The organism is Nocardioides faecalis (assembly GCF_018388425.1).
In the GTDB taxonomy this organism is placed as follows: Bacteria; Actinomycetota; Actinomycetes; order Propionibacteriales; family Nocardioidaceae; genus Nocardioides; species Nocardioides faecalis.
Map to the genome: position 1 here is coordinate 1,423,927 of NZ_CP074406.1, position 16,613 is coordinate 1,440,539.

Annotated in this window: 12 protein-coding genes; 8 read left to right on the top strand and 4 right to left on the bottom strand. The window is 72.2% G+C overall.

From position 1 onward, the window contains the following. The first annotated feature begins 51 nt into the window (after positions 1-51). The 3 genes from KG111_RS06605 (at position 52) to KG111_RS06615 (ending at position 4,584) form a co-directional block, all read left to right on the top strand. Positions 52-2,775 carry a bifunctional acetate--CoA ligase family protein/GNAT family N-acetyltransferase gene (locus KG111_RS06605; protein WP_249666332.1) on the top strand — a complete coding sequence of 908 codons (2,724 nt, stop codon included), beginning with the start codon at positions 52-54 and terminating at the stop codon, positions 2,773-2,775. A 65-nt stretch (positions 2,776-2,840) separates the two neighbouring features. After that, positions 2,841-3,434, top strand: a complete 594-nt coding sequence (locus tag KG111_RS06610) for a DUF5998 family protein (RefSeq protein ID WP_205291542.1) — start codon at positions 2,841-2,843, stop codon at positions 3,432-3,434. Beyond that, entirely contained in the window at positions 3,427-4,584 is a 1,158-nt protein-coding gene (locus KG111_RS06615) for an alkaline phosphatase family protein (protein ID WP_249666333.1), read from the top strand. The genes KG111_RS06610 and KG111_RS06615 overlap by 8 nt, the downstream gene beginning before the upstream one ends. 16 nt (positions 4,585-4,600) lie before the next feature. Here KG111_RS06615 and KG111_RS06620 read toward each other — a convergent pair whose 3' ends face one another. The 4 genes from KG111_RS06620 to panB all read right to left on the bottom strand — a co-directional run bounded on the left by KG111_RS06620 (position 4,601) and on the right by panB (position 8,403). Further along, positions 4,601-5,266: a thymidine kinase gene (locus KG111_RS06620; RefSeq protein ID WP_205291541.1), complete on the bottom strand. Its 666-nt coding sequence runs from the start codon at positions 5,264-5,266 to the stop codon at positions 4,601-4,603. Between the two features lie 12 nt (positions 5,267-5,278). Further along, positions 5,279-6,178 carry a DapH/DapD/GlmU-related protein gene (locus KG111_RS18450; protein ID WP_205291540.1) on the bottom strand — a complete coding sequence of 300 codons (900 nt, stop codon included), beginning with the start codon at positions 6,176-6,178 and terminating at the stop codon, positions 5,279-5,281. Positions 6,179-6,274: 96 nt separating this feature from the next. Then, on the bottom strand, positions 6,275-7,426 hold the full coding sequence (locus tag KG111_RS06630) for a PQQ-dependent sugar dehydrogenase (protein WP_205291539.1): 1,152 nt from the start codon (positions 7,424-7,426) through the stop codon (positions 6,275-6,277). 83 nt (positions 7,427-7,509) lie between these two features. Beyond that, positions 7,510-8,403: a 3-methyl-2-oxobutanoate hydroxymethyltransferase gene (panB, locus tag KG111_RS06635; RefSeq protein WP_213450027.1), complete on the bottom strand. Its 894-nt coding sequence runs from the start codon at positions 8,401-8,403 to the stop codon at positions 7,510-7,512. A 138-nt stretch (positions 8,404-8,541) separates the two neighbouring features. On the opposite strand from panB, the gene KG111_RS06640 reads away from it, so the two are divergent. The 5 genes from KG111_RS06640 (at position 8,542) to KG111_RS06660 (ending at position 16,586) form a co-directional block, all read left to right on the top strand. Continuing rightward, positions 8,542-10,590, top strand: coding sequence for an NAD(+) synthase (locus KG111_RS06640; RefSeq protein WP_205291537.1), 2,049 nt, complete (start codon positions 8,542-8,544; stop codon positions 10,588-10,590). Between the two features lie 160 nt (positions 10,591-10,750). Further along, positions 10,751-12,088 (top strand): pyridoxal phosphate-dependent decarboxylase family protein, encoded by a 1,338-nt coding sequence (locus tag KG111_RS06645; RefSeq protein WP_205291536.1) that lies wholly within the window; start codon positions 10,751-10,753, stop codon positions 12,086-12,088. After that, positions 12,072-14,402, top strand: coding sequence for a putative bifunctional diguanylate cyclase/phosphodiesterase (locus KG111_RS06650; RefSeq protein ID WP_205291535.1), 2,331 nt, complete (start codon positions 12,072-12,074; stop codon positions 14,400-14,402). Before KG111_RS06645 ends, KG111_RS06650 begins: the two co-directional genes overlap by 17 nt. Beyond that, positions 14,402-15,148 carry a hypothetical protein gene (locus KG111_RS06655; RefSeq protein WP_205291534.1) on the top strand — a complete coding sequence of 249 codons (747 nt, stop codon included), beginning with the start codon at positions 14,402-14,404 and terminating at the stop codon, positions 15,146-15,148. The genes KG111_RS06650 and KG111_RS06655 overlap by 1 nt, the downstream gene beginning before the upstream one ends. 97 nt (positions 15,149-15,245) lie before the next feature. Further along, complete coding sequence (locus KG111_RS06660; protein ID WP_205291533.1) at positions 15,246-16,586, top strand: glutamine synthetase family protein; 1,341 nt, start codon at positions 15,246-15,248, stop codon at positions 16,584-16,586. The last annotated feature ends 27 nt before the right edge of the window (positions 16,587-16,613 follow it).

The following is a 16,613-nucleotide window of genomic DNA, read 5'->3' on the forward strand; positions in this document are numbered from 1 at the left end:
CGCCGCACCGCGGGGGTCGGCGGATGCCGCGAGGACCGATAGATTTCTCCCGTGAGCACCGGGGACCCCACCGCCCAGCCCGACGTCCAGGCACCTCCCGCGCACTGGGAGGGCGACGTCCTGCTCCGCGACGGCCGTACGGCGCACCTGCGCCCGATCCGCCCCGACGACGCCGAGCTGATGGTCGAGTTCTACGCCCGCGTCTCCGACGAGTCGAAGTACTACCGCTTCTTCTCGCCGATGCCGGTGCTCTCCGAGCGCGACCTGCGCCGCTTCACCCACGTCGACCACAAGGCCCGGGTGGCGTTCGTGGTGCTGCTCGGCGAGCGGATGATCGCGGTGGGCCGTTACGACTCGGTGGGGGACAAGGAGGCCGAGGTCGCCTTCCTCGTCGAGGACAACCACCAGGGCCGAGGCATCGCGCAGCTCCTGCTCGAGCACCTCGCCCAGGCGGGCCGCGAGCGCGGCATCGAGCGGTTCACCGCCGAGGTGCTGCCCGACAACTCGCGGATGATCCAGACGTTCCGCGACGCCGGCTACCGGGTGGCCAGCGGCTACCACGACGGCGTGATCACGCTGGAGTTCCCGATCGACCCGACCGAGACCGCGATCGGGGTGATGCACGACCGCGAGCATGCCGCCGAGGCCGCCTCCATCCACCGGTTCTTCCATCCCAAGTCGGTCGCGATCATCGGCGCCAGTCGGCGCCAGGAGACGATCGGGCAGGTGCTGGTGCGCAACCTGGTCACCGCCGACTACGGCGGCCGGGTCTACGTGGTGAACCCGTCCGCCCCGGCGGTCTCCGGCATGCCGGCCTACAAGAACGTCAACGAGATCCCCGACGACGTCGACGTGGCGATCGTCGCGGTGCCCGCGGACGCGGTCACCGACGTGGTGCTCGACTGCGCCAACAAGGGCGTGCACGGACTGATCGTGATCTCCTCGGGCTTCGCCGAGACCGGCGAGGAGGGCCGCAAGCGCCAGCGGCACCTCGCCGGGCTGTGCCGCTCCTACGGGCTGCGGCTGATCGGGCCGAACTGCCTGGGCATCATCAACACCGACCCGCGGGTGCAGATCAACGCCTCGCTGTCCTCGGTGATGCCCGCCCGGGGCCGTGCCGGGTTCTTCTGCCAGTCCGGTGCGCTGGGCTCGGCGATCCTGGAGAAGGTCAAGAACCGGGGCCTGGGCATCTCGACCTTCGTCAGTGCCGGCAACCGCGCCGACGTCTCCGGCAACGACCTCCTGCAGTACTGGGAGGAGGACGAGGCCACCGAGGTCGTCATGATGTACCTGGAGTCGATCGGAAACCCGCGCAAGTTCTCCCGCATCGCCCGACGGGTCTCCAAGCGCAAGCCGATCGTGGCGGTCCGTTCCGGCCGGACCACCCAGGGCGTCCCGATGGGCCACGCCGTACGACGTATCGGGGCCCCGCAGGCGGCCGTGGACGCCATGTTCCGCCAGGCCGGGGTGATCCAGGTCGACACCCTCGACGACATGTTCGACGTCGCCCAGCTGCTGGCCCACCAGCCGCTGCCGCGCGGGCGCCGGGTCGCGATCGTCGGCAACTCCGACGCCATCGGGCTGCTGGCCGCCGACGCCGCGTCTGCGGTGGGCCTGGTCGTGAACCGCTCGGTCGCGCTCGGCGCGGAGGCCACCGCGGAGGACTTCGAGGACGCCCTCGACGACGCGATCGACGACCCGGACGTGGACTCGGTGATCGCGGTCTACATCCCGCCGCTCGACGTCTCCGGCGAGGAGGTCGCCAACGTGCTGGCCGCGGTCGGCGAGCAGTCCGACAAGCCGCTGGTCTCCTCCTTCCTCGGCGCGGAGGGTGTGCCCGAGCTGCTGCGGGTGCCCGACGTGGCCGGCTCCTCGGCGGGGCGCGGCTCGGTGCCGTCGTACCCGGCGGTGGAGGCCGCGGTGCGGGCGCTGGCCCGGGTGGTCGAGTACGCGGTCTGGCTGCACAGCCCCGACGGCGCCCCGGCCGAGCCGGCGGGAGCCGACGCACGCTCGGCGCGCCGGATGGTCGAGCGCATCCTCAGCGACCCCGAGGTCGCGGCCAACGACCGTGAGGTCGTCCTCGACCAGGAGCAGCTCACCCGGCTGCTGGGCTTCTACGGCATCGAGCTGTGGCCGATCCGGTCCGTCGCCGATGTCGAGGCGGCCGTCGCCGCCGGTGCCGAGCTCGGCTGGGACGTGGTGCTCAAGTCGACCTTGGACTCGCTGCGCGAGCGTCCCGACCAGACCCACGTGTGGCGCAACATCGGCGACGAGCGGGACATGCGCGAAGCGTGGGACGCGCTGACCCGGACCATCGACCCGGTGGTCGGGCGCTTCGTGGTGCAGCGCAACGCCGCGCCCGGGGTGCCGATCACGGTCCGCTCGTTCGAGGACCCGCTGTTCGGGCCGGTCGTCTCGTTCGGCATCTCCGGTCCGGTCATCGAGCTGCTCGGCGACTGGTCCTACCGGATCCCGCCGCTGAGCGCGCACGAGGTCTCCTCGATGGTCCGCGAGGTGAAGAGCTCGCCGCTGCTGTTCGGCTACCGAGGCGCCGATGCCGTGGACGTGGCAGCCGTCGAGGACCTGATCACCCGGGTCGCGGCGCTGAAGAACGACCAGCCCGCGGTCAGCTCGCTGGAGCTGACCCTGGCGCTGGCCGGGACCGCCGGCGCGACCGTGCTGACCGCCTCCGCCCGGGTCGCCGCGGTCAAGGACCCGCGGCCCGACTCCTCGGTGCGCCGGATGCCCGACCTGATCGCCACAGCCGCCGACTGAGGAGCCGCCGCGGCCAACCCGGACGTTCCTGCCGGCGGCTCGGGTGGGCGTGGGAGGATGCGCGCATGCCCAACCCTCGACTGCGGGGCGGTGACGACCAGGACCGCATCGCCGACCTGCACACCGCCCTCGACCGCACCGGCTACTACCCGGGCGTGGTGTCCGACGCGGTGACCGACGCCCTGGGCGGAGAGCCGGTGGTGTCGTACTACGTGCACCACGAGCCCACGTTCGAGCGCGACGAGGTGCGCCGCCACCAGACGGTCGTGGTGCTCACCCCGACCCGGCTGATCCTGGCCCACACCGACGAGCACGCCGGGGACGACCTGCTGCCGGAGCCCTACACCTCGACGTCGACGGAGGCGGTCAGCCTCTCGGCGGTCTCCTCGGTCGTGATCACCCGGATGAGCACCGACCCCACCGGCCGCTCCCGCCCGCCCGCCGAGGCCGTGCTCACCATCGGCTGGGGCGCGGTCAGCCGGGTGGACCTCGAGCCCGCCGGCTGCGACGACCCCCAGTGCGACGCCGACCACGGCTACACCGGGATGCTCTCCTCGGACGACTTCTCGCTGCGGGTCTCGGCCGCGGCCGACGGCGCCGGGGCCGTCGCCGGCCTGCTGTCCTTCGGGGCCGCGCTGTCCTCGCTGACCCGTGGCTGAGCCGGTGCCCGGCGAGGCCGGGACGGACGACTTCTGCGAGCCTGCGTACGGCGTGCGCTCGCTCGGCGACATCGTCCCCGCCGCCGCCCGCGCCCTCGGCAGCCCGCTCGGCCCGCCGCCCAGCGGGCTCGAGCTGCCCGACGCCTCGGCCTACGTGCTCTTCCTCATCGACGGCCTCGGCGCCCGGCTCCTGCAGCGCTACGCCCACGCGGCGCCGTACCTCTCCTCGCTGCTGGCGTCCTCCACCCCGGCGACCGCGAGCGTGCCGTCGACCACGTCGACGTCGCTGACCTCGCTGGGCACCGGGCTGAACCCGGGCGCGCACGGCCTGGTCGGGTTCACCACCCGCATCCCCGGCACCTCCGAGCTGCTCAACGCGCTGGTGTGGGACCACGACATCGACCCGCTGGAGTGGCAGCCGCACCCCACGACGTTCACCTCGCTGCAGGCCAACGGGGTGAAGGTCTCGGTGGTCAACAAGCGTGAGTTCTTCGGCAGCGGGCTCACCGTCGCCGCCCACCGCGGTGCCGACTACGTGGGCGCGGACCGGGTCGGTGAGCGGATCGCCGCCGTCGTCGCCGCCTCCCGGCCACGTCCCGGGCAGCCGACCCTGACCTACGTCTACGACGGCGACCTCGACTGGACCGGGCACCGCTGGGGCGTGGCCTCCAGCGAGTGGCTGCAGCAGCTCTCGATGATCGACCACGAGGCCGAGCAGCTGCGTGAGGCGCTGCCGGCCGACCGGCGGCTGCTGGTGATCGCCGACCACGGCATGGTCGACGTGCCCGCCACCTCCCGCATCGACCTCGCCGAGCACGACGACCTGCGCTCCGGCGTGGCGCTGATCGGCGGCGAGGCGCGTTTCCGGCACCTGTACTGCAGCGGCGGCGCCGTGCCCGACGTGCTGTCCACCTGGCGCGAGGTGCTGGGCACCCGCGCCGAGGTGCTCAGCCGCGCCGAGGCCATCGGGCGCGGCTGGTTCGGCCCGGTGGACCCGTCCGTGCTGCCGCGCATCGGCGACGTCGTGGTCGCCTGCCACGGCGACCTCGCGGTGTTGTCGACCGAAGGCTTCCCCTACGAGGCCCGGCTCATCGGCATGCACGGCTCGCTGACCGCCGACGAGATGCTGATCCCCGTCCTGCTCGACTGACGGGGGCGCGCCGGGCTCAGCTGAAGGGCAGCGGCTCGGGGGACAGGCTCACCGCGCGGGCGCGGGCGGCGGTCATCCGCCGCCGGTGGTGCTGGCGGCAGAGCACCTCGTAGGCCACCTCGACGTCGTGGACGTCGGGCGGGGTGGTGACGTCGTCGACGTCGCCGACCACGATCACGTCACCCTCGGTGACCATCACGCCGTTCTCGGTGCGGGCGTTGTGGGTGGCCCGCTTGCCGCACCAGCACAGCGCCTCGACCTGCAGCACCTCGGTGCGGTCGGCGACCTCCACCAGGCGCGCCGAACCGGGGAAGAGCCGGGTACGGAAGTCGGTGAGGATGCCGAAGCAGAACACGTCGATCTGCAGCTCGTCGACGACCTTCGCAAGCTGGTCGACCTGCTCAGGGGTGTAGAACTGCGCCTCGTCGCAGATGAAGTAGTCGATGCGCGCCCCCTGGGTGAGGGCGTCGACGGTGTAGCGCCAGAAGTCGAGGTCCGGGCCCACCTCGATCGCCTCGGCGCGCAGCCCCAGCCGGGAGGACACCTGGGCGGAGCCGGCCCGGTCGTGGGAGGTGAACAGCCGGCCGGCGCGCCCGCGGGCCGCGTGGTTGTGGTTGGTCTGCAGTGCCAGCGTCGACTTGCCGGCATCCATCGTCCCGGTGCGGAAGGTCAGCTCGGCCACCGGCGCATCATCTCAGGGCCGGGGTCCCCGGGTGAGCCAGGGGAGCCGGGAGCGCCGGCCGGCACGCTCCGCTTCCGGCAGGTTCGGCGGCGCGATCCGCTTCGCCGCAGCGGGCACCGTCGACGGCCCGGCGGTACGGCGGGCGGCGGGGTCGGTTGCGGGCTGGGTTGCGGGCTGGGTTGCGGGCTGGGTTGCGGGCTGGGTTGCGGGCTGGGCTGCGGGCTGGGCGTCGTCGGCGGTGTAGGTGCGCCACTCGCCTTGCCAGGGGCGCAGCCCGTCCTCCTCGATCCGGCGGCGCAGCTCGGCGAGGGCCGCGCGGGGCTCGTCGAAGCGCAGCCCGGCCAGCTGGCGCGGTGAGAAGCGCCACCACTGCAGCTCGAGGAGCTCGGCCACCAGGTCGTCGTCGAAGCGGTGCCGCAGCACCTTCGCCGGCACCCCACCCACGATGGCGTACGGCGCCACGTCCTTGGTCACCACCGCCCCGGCCGCGATCACCGCGCCGTCGCCGACGCTCACGCCCCGCAGGATCACCGCGTCCGCCCCGATCCACACGTCGTTGCCGATCCGGGCCGGCTCGCGGGTGGGTGCCCAGCCCGGCAGCGCACCGACCTCGGCGCCGTCGGGGTGCCAGCCGAACCGCCGAGCGTCGTACTGGAAGGGGGAGGTGGAGAGCCAGTCCGTGGGGTGGTCGGGGTCGCCGATCCGCACGCCGGCAGCGATCGAGCAGTACCGGCCGATCTCCGAGCAGCCGTCGAGGAGGCCGCCGACGAAGTAGCTGAACGCACCGATCCGCACCGGCATCTTCGTGACGGTGGCGGACATGAACCAGACCGGGCCCTCGACCTCGACCCGCGACGCCCGGTGGTGACGCAGGTTCTTGCGGGAGCGGACGTGCTGGGGCGTGCTGGACATGCGGTGATGCTGCCACAACCGAGGTGCCCGCCCAGGATCGTCGGCGACCGGGGCCCGGGCTGTCCTCCTGCCAGGTTCCCGGGCGGTGCCGCGGGGTCAGGACCGGGGCCGGATCCGCAGCACCACGTCCCGGCCACCGCCGTTGTCGGTGGTCACGAGCAGGTCGCCCGACGCGGTGCTCGTGACGTCGCGCAGCCGCCCGAAGCCGCGCAACGCCTTCGGCGAGCGGGTCCAGCGCACCTTGCCCGAGCGGGACAGCTTGACGAACATCAGTCGCTCGCCCTTGAGCACGGCGACGGCCAGCGCGCCCCGGTAGCCACCCCACCGCGTGCCGCGCACGAAGTCCGCACCCGAGGGAGCGATCGTCGGGCGGCCCGAGCGCCACCGCGCCGAGACCTGGGCGCCCGGCAGCCGCTTGTCGGTCATCGGTCGCGACTCGTCGTACCCGGGGCCGGGCTGCCAGCCGTAGTTGCCGCGGGCACGGATCCGGTTGATCTCGTCGTCGCGGTAGGTGCCGTGCTCGACGGCCCAGATGCTGCCGTCGGCGCGCTGGGCCAGTCCCTGGACGTTGCGGTGGCCGTAGCTGACCACGTAGCGGCGCTTGCCCTGCCCGCCGGCCCACGGGTTGCCGCGCCACGGCTTGCCGGTGAACCGGCTCAACCGCAGCACCTTGCCGCCCAGGGACCGGCGGTTCTGCGGGTTGCGCGGGTTCGTGGCGTCCCCGGTGCCGACCATCAGCGCACCGCTGCGGGCCACCAGCAGCCGGCACCCGCCGTGCCGGCCGGTGGCGTTGCTGGGCAGGCCGCGCAGCAGCGTCTTGCGCAGCGTCGCGGTGCGCAGCCCGGCGTCCAGGGTCCACGCCATCACCCGGATGTCGTGGCCGCCGCCGGCGCGCCGCCAGCCGGAGCAGGTGTAGATCCGCCGGTTCCGCTCGAACGACGGGTCCACCGCCAGGCCGAGCAGCCCGGTCTCGCCGCGGGTGAAGACCCGCGAGCTCGGGAAGCCGATACGCCGCGTGTCGCCCGAGGGGGAGACCAGCACCAGCGCAGCCCGGTCCCGCTCGGTCACCAGCAGGCGACCGCCCGGCAGCTCCGCGACCTCCCACGGGTGGTCCAGGCCACGTGCGACGACCGCCACGTCCAGCGCCACGCCGCGCGCCGCGCCCGAGGCCGGTGGCGCGGTCAGGGCGGCGGCGAGCAGCACCAGCGAGCAGGCGAGCGAGCAGAGCACGGCGAGACGGCGAGCCATGCCCGGGCGGTACCCGGCGACGCTCAGGTCACCGCCCGCGCGAGCCCCCGCGTCGGCGAGCCGGCCGGGTCAGGCCGGGCGGCTCAGAACGTGTGCTCGGCAGCGGGGAAGCTGCCGTCCTTGACCTCGGCGTCGTAGGTGCGCGCCGCGTCGAGCAGCACCGAGCGCAGGTCGGCGTACTGCTTGACGAAGCGGGGCAGCCGGCCGGTGCGCAGGCCGAAGGCGTCCTGCCAGACCAGCACCTGGCCGTCGCAACGGTTGCCGGCACCGATGCCGATGGTGGGGATGTCCAGCTCCGCGGTGACCTCGGCGGCCACGTCGCCGGGGACCATCTCCATCACCACCGCGAAGGCGCCCGCCTCCTGCACCGCGAGCGCGTCGCGCAGCACCCGCTCGGCGGTCTCCCCACGGCCCTGCACCCGGTAGCCGCCGAGGGCGTGCTCGGACTGCGGGGTGAAGCCGATGTGCGCCATCACCGGGATGCCGCCGCGCGTCATCCGCTCGATCTGCGGCGCCATCTCGACGCCGCCCTCGAGCTTCACGCAGTGCGCGCCGCCCTCCTTCATGAACCGCACCGCCGTGAGGTACCCCTGCTCCGGAGAGGCCTGGTAGGAGCCGAACGGCAGGTCGCCCACGACCATCGCGCGACTCACCGAGCGGCTCACCGCACGGGTCATCGGGATCAGCTCGTCGACGGTGATCGGCAGCGAGGTGCTGTTGCCCAGCACGTTGTTGGAGGCGCTGTCGCCGACGAGCAGCAGCTCGATGCCGGCCTCGTCGAAGATCTGCGCCGTCAGCTGGTCATAGCTGGTGAGCATCGAGATCCGCTCGCCGCGCTGCTTCATCTCGCGCAGGTGGTGGGTGCGGATCCGCTTGATCGGCGCGGGCCCGGTCGTGCCGGACGGGTTGCCGGCGGGAGTGGGGGTGCCGCTCGGGCCGCCACCGTAGGGGGCGGTCTCCTCGGGGGTGCTGCTCATCGTCGAGCTCCTCATCGTCGCTGACTCGCGGCCCGCAGCTGCGGGTCCACGTTCGTGAAGGACAACGCCGAGGCTAGTCCCGCCCACGTCGTACGACGTTGTGGGTTGCCTCACCCGGGACGTCCCTAGACTCCGGACGTGGACTTCTACTCGGCCTATGACCACGGATTCGCCCGCATCGCGGCCTGCACGCTGCCCATCGCCCTCGCCGACCCGGCGTCGAACGCGGGCCGGGTGCTGGAGCAGGCGCGGCTGTGCCACGACGACGGGGTCGCGGTGGCGGTCTTCCCGGAGCTGTGCCTGACCGGCTACGCCGTCGACGACCTGTTCCTGCAGGACCCGCTGCTCGAGGCCGTCCGCGAGGCCATCGTGGAGCTCACGGTCGCCTCCGCCGAGATCCGGCCCGTGCTCGTCGTCGGCGCCCCGCTGCGGGTGCTGAACCGGGTCTACAACTGCGCGGTCGTGATCCAGGGCGGTCGCGTGCTGGGGGTGGCGCCGAAGTCCTACCTGCCGACCTACCGCGAGTTCTACGAGGCCCGTTGGTTCGCCTCCGGTGCCACGCAGAGCGGCACGATCGAGCTGGGCGGCGCCGAGGTGCCGTTCGGTGCCGACCTGATCTTCTCGGCCACCGACGTGCCGGGACTGCTGCTCCACGTCGAGGTCTGCGAGGACGTGTGGGTGCCGATCCCGCCCAGCGCGGAGGCCGCGCTCGCGGGCGCGACCGTGCTCGCCAACATCTCCGGCAGCCCGATCACCATCGCGCGTGCCGAGGACCGCCACCTGCTGGCCCGCAGCCAGAGCGCGCGGTGCTCGGCGGCCTACGTCTACGCCGCCGCCGGCCAGGGCGAGTCCACCACCGACCTGTCGTGGGACGGGCAGACGATGGTCTACGAGGTCGGCACCCTGCTGGGGGAGACCGAGCGCTTCCCCGAGGGGCCGCGCCGTACGGTCGTCGACGTCGACCTCGAGCGGCTGCGCCAGGAGCGGATGCGTCAGGGCACCTTCGACGACAACCGGGTGTGGGCCTCGTCGAAGGAGTTCACGGTCGTCGAGTTCGAGCTGGAGCCGCCGAGCGGGGACATCGGGCTGATGCGCAAGGTGGACCGCTTCCCGTTCGTCCCCGACGACCCCGCGCGGCTGGCGCAGGACTGTTACGAGGCCTACAACATCCAGGTCTCCGGGCTGGAGCAGCGGATCAAGGCGATCGGCGAGCCGAAGATCGTGATCGGCGTCAGCGGCGGGCTGGACTCCACGCATGCGCTGATCGTCGCGGCCAAGGCGATGGACCGGCTCGGCCGCCCCCGCAGCGACATCCACGCCTTCACGATGCCGGGCTTCGCCACCGGCGAGACCACGAAGTCGTACGCGACGCGGCTGTCGCAGGCACTGGGGTGCACCTTCGCCGAGCTCGACATCAGGCCGGCGGCGCGCACCATGCTCGAGGGCCTCGACCACCCGTTCGCGGAGGGCGAGTCGGTCTACGACGTCACCTTCGAGAACGTCCAGGCCGGCCTGCGCACCGATTACCTGTTCCGGTTGGCGAACCACCGGGGCGGGATCGTGCTGGGCACCGGCGACCTCTCCGAGCTCGCGCTCGGCTGGTGCACCTATGGCGTCGGCGACCAGATGTCGCACTACAACGTCAACGGCGGCGTCCCCAAGACCCTCATCCAGCACCTGATCCGCTGGGTGATCGACTCCGACCAGCTGCACGACGGCAAGGGGTACGACGACGAGGCCGACCAGGTGCTGCGCCAGATCCTGGAGCAGGAGATCACCCCCGAGCTGATCCCGACCGAGGAGGGCACCAAGCCCCAGGCGACCGAGGACTCGGTCGGGCCCTACGCGCTGCAGGACTTCACGCTGTACCACGTGCTGCGTCGCGGCTACCGGCCCAGCAAGATCGCGTTCCTGGCCTGGCACGCCTGGCGGGACGCGGCGGCGGGGGAGTGGCCCTCCGGGTTCCCCGAGGAGAGGCGCGTGGACTACGACCTGGACGAGATCCGACGCTGGCTGGAGGTCTTCGTGCGCCGGTTCTTCGCCAACCAGTTCAAGCGCTCGGCGTTGCCGAACGGCCCGAAGGTCACCCCCGGCGGCACGATGTCGCCGCGAGGAGACTGGCGGATGCCCTCAGACGCCAGCGCGGCGGCCTGGCTGGCCGAGCTGGAGAACGTGCCCGCCTTCTGAGCGGTCCGGCGCCGACCGGACGCCCGCGGTGAGCGGTTGTGACCACAGGCAATCCGGGACGGTCCCGGTTGCGTGTCGTTCGGTTCCCGGCCGAGCCACCGCGGGGTAGCCTTTGTGGCAAGCGCTCTCCACATTCTTTCTACGACGATGGACGACCCACGTGCACCAGTTCGCAACGGAGGAGCGACGTGTCCTCGATGAGGTCTCTGCCTGGGTCGCCGGGCGTCTGACGGAGCCGGGCCGGCTCGAGCCCGGCAGCCCCGTCGAGCTGCCTGGGCTGACCTGTGAGGGCATCGGCATCGACGCGGCCTGGTCGCTGCTGCGCGACACGCTGCTCCCGACCACCTTCCCCGCCGACCACCCGCGCTACCTCGCGTTCGTCGGCGGCGCGCCGACGGCGGCGTCCGTCATCGCCGACGCGGCGCTCTCGGCCGCCGCGGTCTACGGCGGCAGTGAGCTGGAGGCCGGCGCCGTCGTCGCCGCCGAGCGGACCGCGCTGCGCTGGCTGTGCGACGCGGTGGGCTACCCGGCGGCCGCCCACGGCACCTTCGTGAGCGGCGGCACGGTCGCCAACCTCAGCGCCCTGGTGACCGCCCGGCACGCACGCACCGAGCCCGGCGCCGCCGTGCCGCACGTGATCGTGGCCGGTGCGGCCGCGCACTCCTCGATCCGATCCGCCGCCGCGATCATGGGGTGCACGGTGCGCACCGCCGGCTCCCCGGACCTGCCGCTGCGCGCCGACGAGCTCCGGACCGTGCTGGCCGACCTGGACCCCGCCACCGTGGTGGCGGTCGTGGCGAGCGCCGGTGCCACCAACACCGGCGCCGTGGACGACCTGGACGACATCGCCGCGCTCTGTGCCGAGCACGGCACCTGGTTGCACGTGGACGCCGCGTACGGCGGCGCCGCGGTCCTGGTGCCGGCCTGGCGCAGCACGTTCACGGGTCTCGACCGTGCCGACTCCATCACGATCGACCCGCACAAGTGGTTGTTCACGCCGTTCGACTGCGGCGCGGTGCTCTACCGCGACCCGACGCTGGCCCGCGCGGCGCACCGGCAGCACGCCGACTACCTGGAGCCGGTCAACGACGAGGGCGTGGACAACCCCGCGGACTACGCCATCCACCTGACCCGGCGGGCACGCGGGCTGCCGGTGTGGGCCTCGCTGATGGCCAACGGCACCGAGGCCTACGTCCGGGCCATCGAGCAGTGCCTGGCCACCGCGGACCACGCCGCCAAGCGCATCGAGGACAGCGCCCACCTCGAGCTCGTCGGCGAGCGACACCTGTCGGTGGTGCTCTTCCGGCGCCGGGGCTGGACGCTGGACCGCTACGCTGCGTGGTCGGAGAGAGCCCGCCGGAGTGGTCTCGCCCTGGTCACCCCGACCTCCTTCGCCGGGGAGCCGGTGCTCCGCCTCTGCTTCGTCAACCCCCTCACCTCGACCGACGACGTCGACCTCGTCCTCGACAGCCTGGAATCCGATGCCGCCGCACAGTGACACCTCCCGCTCCACGCGCGCAGAGAGGCTCCGCCTCGCCCAGCGCGTGCTCACAGGCACCTCATGGGCGGTCCTGGCCGTCGGCCTGGTGATCAACCACCTCGCCCAGTCCGCTTCGCCGCAGACGCACCAGCAGATCCTGCTGACGATGCTCTCGGTGTTCTTCGCGCTCCTGGCCCTGCGGCTGGGACTGGTGATCAAGCTCTACCCGGGACGTCGTAGGGCGCTGTTCCTGCTGCTCGCCGGCATCGCGACCTGGGCCGCCGGGTCGGCGTCCGTGAACGCCAGCCGCAGCGAGAGCGCGCACTTCCCGGCGACGGGGGAGTGGCTGTTCCTCCTCTCCTACCTGGGCATGGCCGGGTACCTGATGTTGGACGTCGAGCGCGTGCAGCGCCGCGCCGCCCGCGGCTGGCTCGACATCGTGGTGATCTGCGGCGGCACCTCGTGCGTGGCCTCGCTGCTGTTGGTCACGCCGATCCGGCTCGCCTCCGGCCAGGATGGCGTCTCCCTGCTGCTGGCCCTGATCTATCCGCTGGCGGACGTGGCGCTGGCCCTGGCCGTGCTCGGTCAGCTGCTGCTGCAGGTGCGCAGCGACACCCGCAAGTCCCTGCTGCTCGTCGGCGGGTTCGTGACGCTGGCGCTCGCGGACTCCGCCCTGGGGCTGCAGGAGACCGCGAACACCTATGACTTCAACACGCTCAGCATCGCGCTGTGGGCCAGCGCGTTCGCACTGCTGACCGCCGCCGCGAGCCGGCCCGACCGCGCGGTGCTGCGCGCGGTGCCGCGTCCGGGCGGCAACGCGATCGTGGTGAGCTCCGGCACCGTGGCGCTGGCGGTGCTGGCGATCCGCCCGGACGAGACGCTGGCCTACTACACGGTTCCCCCCGCCATGGTGACGATGACTGCGGTGATCGCCCGGATGGTGCTGGCGCTGCGCGAGGCCAACAAGGCCGCCGAGGCCTTTGCGCTGTCGCAGACCGACGACCTCACCAAGCTGCCCAACCGGCGGGCGGTGCGCTCCTGGCTGTGGGCCGGGCTCGCCGAGCGCAAGCCGCTGGCCCTGATGATGCTGGACCTGGACGGCTTCAAGGAGATCAACGACTCCCTGGGCCACCGCGCCGGCGACACCGTGCTCAGCCTGGTGGCGGTGCGGATCCGTGAGTCGGTCGACGCCGATGTGCGGGTGGCACGCCTCGGCGGCGACGAGTTCGCGATCGTGCTGCACCGCACCGACGAGATCGAGCTCATGGAGACCGCGCAGCGGGTGCTGGCCGAGCTGGCCCGCCCGATCTCGGTGGACGGCATCGAGCTGCGCCCCTCCGGCTCGATCGGGGTCACCGTGGCACTACCCGAGGATCCCGACGGTGGGGAGATCCTGCGCCGCGCGGACGTCGCCATGTACCAGGCGAAGAACTCCGGCACCGGCGTCGCGCTGTACGACGCCCAGCTCGACGAGTTCTCCCGCTCCCGGCTCCAGCTCGCCGAGGAGCTGCGCCGCGGCATCGACGAGGGCCAGATCGAGGTCTGGTACCAGCCACAGCTCGACGCCGCCACGATGGAGGTCTCGGGGCTCGAAGGGCTGGTCCGCTGGCGACACCCCACGCAGGGCCTGATCTCCCCGGTCTCCTTCCTGTCCGCCGCGCGCCGTGCCGGACTGATGGGTGCGCTCTCCGACGCGGTCGTGCGCCAGGCGGTGGAGAAGCTGCACGCGCTCATCGAGATGAGCGACGTGCGGGTGGCGATCAACTGCGCGCCGGCGGAGCTGCTCAGCCCGAGCTTCCTGCCGACCCTCTACTCCGCCATCGAGGAGTGGGAGCTGCCGCCGGACCGGCTCGTGCTGGAAGTCACCGAGGACTCCTTCATCGCGGACCCGCAGCGCACCCGCGACATCCTGCTCGACCTGCGCGAGCACGGCGTGCAGGTGTCGATCGACGACTACGGCACCGGGTTCTCCTCGCTGACCTATCTGCGGAACCTGCCCATCCAGGAGCTCAAGATCGACCGCTCCCTGATCGCCAACGTCGCCGCCGACGACCGCAGCCGGATGATCGTGGCCTCCACCATCCAGCTCGCCCACGCCCTCGACATGCGCATCGTCGCCGAGGGCATCGAGAACGCCGCCGACCTGGCCTGCCTGGTGGCGATGGGCATCGACACCCTGCAGGGCTACCACCTGGCCCGGCCGATGCCGCCGAGCGAGGTCGCGACCTGGGTGCGCGAGTGGAAGTTCAGCAACGCCGTGCTCGCCTCCGACGAGAACGCCGACACCGGCAAGATGACCCAGCGCGCTGGCGCTGAGGAGAGGAGGGTGTGATGAGCGCTGCTCCATTGCGCCTCGTGTTCGACCCGCAGGGCGAGGAGCTCGAGGCCGCGCTGCGCTGCGAGGCCGACGTGTTCTGGGAGACCTACGGCAACACCCCCGAGCAGTTCGAGGTCGAGTACGGCCCCTACGCCGCCGACACCGGCTTCATGGTCGTGCTCGAGGACAACGGCGAGGCGGCCGCGATGACCCGGTTCATCGCCCCCGGTCCCGCCGGGCTGAAGACGCTGAACGACCTCTCCCGACCGCCGTGGGAGGTCGACGGCCTGCGCTCGGCGCGGGCGGCCGGCGTCGACGTCGGCCGTACCTGGGACATCGCCACGATCGCCGTACGACGTGGCTCGGGGCGCGGCGGGTTGTGCGCGGCGGCGCTCTACAACGGCATCGTGCGCGCCGCGTTCGCCAACGACATCGACTACATCGTGATGATCATGGACGCCGGCGCCCGCCGCCTGCTCTCCGCGGTCGGCCTGCAGACGCAGGCGCTGCCCGGCACCAGGACGGGGGAGTACCTCGGCTCGGCCAACAGCACCCCGTTGTGGACGAACCTGCACCGGATCTTCGAGCAGCAGCGCCAGCAGGACCCCGAGGCCTACCGGCTGATCTTCCAGGGCGTGGGGCTCGACGGGGTCACCATGCCGGCCGACTGGACCTGGCACCGCAGCCCTGCGGCGTCGGTCCCGGCGGTGCCGAGCCGCTCACGGCGCACGGCCGCCCGGGGCGCGCGCCCCCGCCGGTGAGCAGCCGGTGAGCAGCCGGTGAGCAGCCACCGAGCGCCCGGTGCCTGAGGGCGGGACCGTGCGCGGCGACACACTGCGCACCCCCTAGGCTGAAGCCATGGGCAAGCAGGAAGACTTCGTACTCCGCGCACTCGAAGAGCGCGACGTCCGCTTCGTGCGGCTGTGGTTCACCGACGTGCTCGGCTTCCTCAAGTCGGTGGCGGTCGCGCCGGCCGAGCTCGAGGGCGCCTTCTCCGAGGGCATCGGGTTCGACGGCTCCGCGGTCGAGGGGTTCGCCCGGGTCTACGAGGCCGACATGCTCGCCCTGCCCGACCCCACCACCTTCCAGATCCTGCCGTGGCGCTCCGGGGACGGGCCGTCGACGGCCCGCATGTTCTGCGACATCGTGATGCCCGACGGCTCGCCGTCGTTCGCCGACCCGCGCAACGTGCTCAAGCGGACCCTGGGCCGGGCCGCCGAGCAGGGGTTCACCTTCTACACCCACCCCGAGATCGAGTTCTACCTCTTCAAGGACGGACCTGAGCCGGGCAAGGTCCCGGTGCCGATCGACGCCAGCGGCTACTTCGACCACACCGCCCACTCCTACGGCTCGGACTTCCGCCGCGAGGCGATCACGATGCTGGAGGCCATGGGCATCTCGGTGGAGTTCAGCCACCACGAGGCCGGCCCCGGCCAGCAGGAGATCGACCTGCGCTACGCCGACGCGCTCAGCACCGCCGACAACATCATGACCTTCCGTGCCGTCATCCGGGAGGTCGCGCTGAGCCAGGGCATCTGGGCCTCCTTCATGCCCAAGCCGCTCACCGAGCACCCCGGCTCCGGTATGCACACCCACGTCTCGCTGTTCGAGGGCGACCAGAACGCCTTCTACGAGGCGGGCGCGGAGTACCAGCTCTCGACCACCGGGCGGCAGTTCATCGCCGGCGTGCTCAAGCACGCCAGCGAGATCAGCGTGGTGACCAACCAGTGGGTGAACTCCTACAAGCGGATGATGTTCGGCGGTGAGGCGCCGTCGTACATCTGCTGGGGGCACAACAACCGCTCCGCGATGGTCCGGGTGCCGATGTACAAGCCGAGCAAGGGCCAGTCCACCCGGATCGAGCTGCGCACCATCGACTCCGCCTGCAACCCCTACCTCGCCTACGCCGCCGTGCTGGCCGCGGGCCTGAAGGGGATCGAGAACGGCTACGAGCTGCCGCGCGAGGCCGAGGACGACGTGTGGGCGCTGACCGAGCGGGAGCGGCACAGCCTCGGCATCCAGCCGCTGCCCAAGAGCCTGCACGAGGCGATCCAGGTCGCCGAGCACTCCGAGCTGCTGGCCGAGACGATGGGCGAGCAGGTCTTCGACTTCTTCCTGCGCAACAAGCGCGCGGAGTGGGACGAGTACCGAGGCCAGGTCTCCGCCTTCGAGCGGGACCGGATGCTGCCCGTGCTGTGACCCGCGGGCCGAGCATGTCCCACCACG

Excerpts from the sequence above, each read along its gene's own strand:
- KG111_RS06650 (WP_205291535.1), top strand. The coding sequence starts at position 12,072 with ATGCCGCCGCACAGTGACACCTCCCGCTCCACGCGCGCAGAGAGGCTC.
- KG111_RS06610 (WP_205291542.1), top strand. The coding sequence starts at position 2,841 with ATGCCCAACCCTCGACTGCGGGGCGGTGACGACCAGGACCGCATCGCC.
- panB (WP_213450027.1), bottom strand. The coding sequence starts at position 8,403 with ATGAGCAGCACCCCCGAGGAGACCGCCCCCTACGGTGGCGGCCCGAGC.
- KG111_RS18450 (WP_205291540.1), bottom strand. The coding sequence starts at position 6,178 with ATGTCCAGCACGCCCCAGCACGTCCGCTCCCGCAAGAACCTGCGTCAC.
- KG111_RS06660 (WP_205291533.1), top strand. The coding sequence starts at position 15,246 with ATGGGCAAGCAGGAAGACTTCGTACTCCGCGCACTCGAAGAGCGCGAC.
- KG111_RS06655 (WP_205291534.1), top strand. The coding sequence starts at position 14,402 with ATGAGCGCTGCTCCATTGCGCCTCGTGTTCGACCCGCAGGGCGAGGAG.
- KG111_RS06630 (WP_205291539.1), bottom strand. The coding sequence starts at position 7,426 with ATGGCTCGCCGTCTCGCCGTGCTCTGCTCGCTCGCCTGCTCGCTGGTG.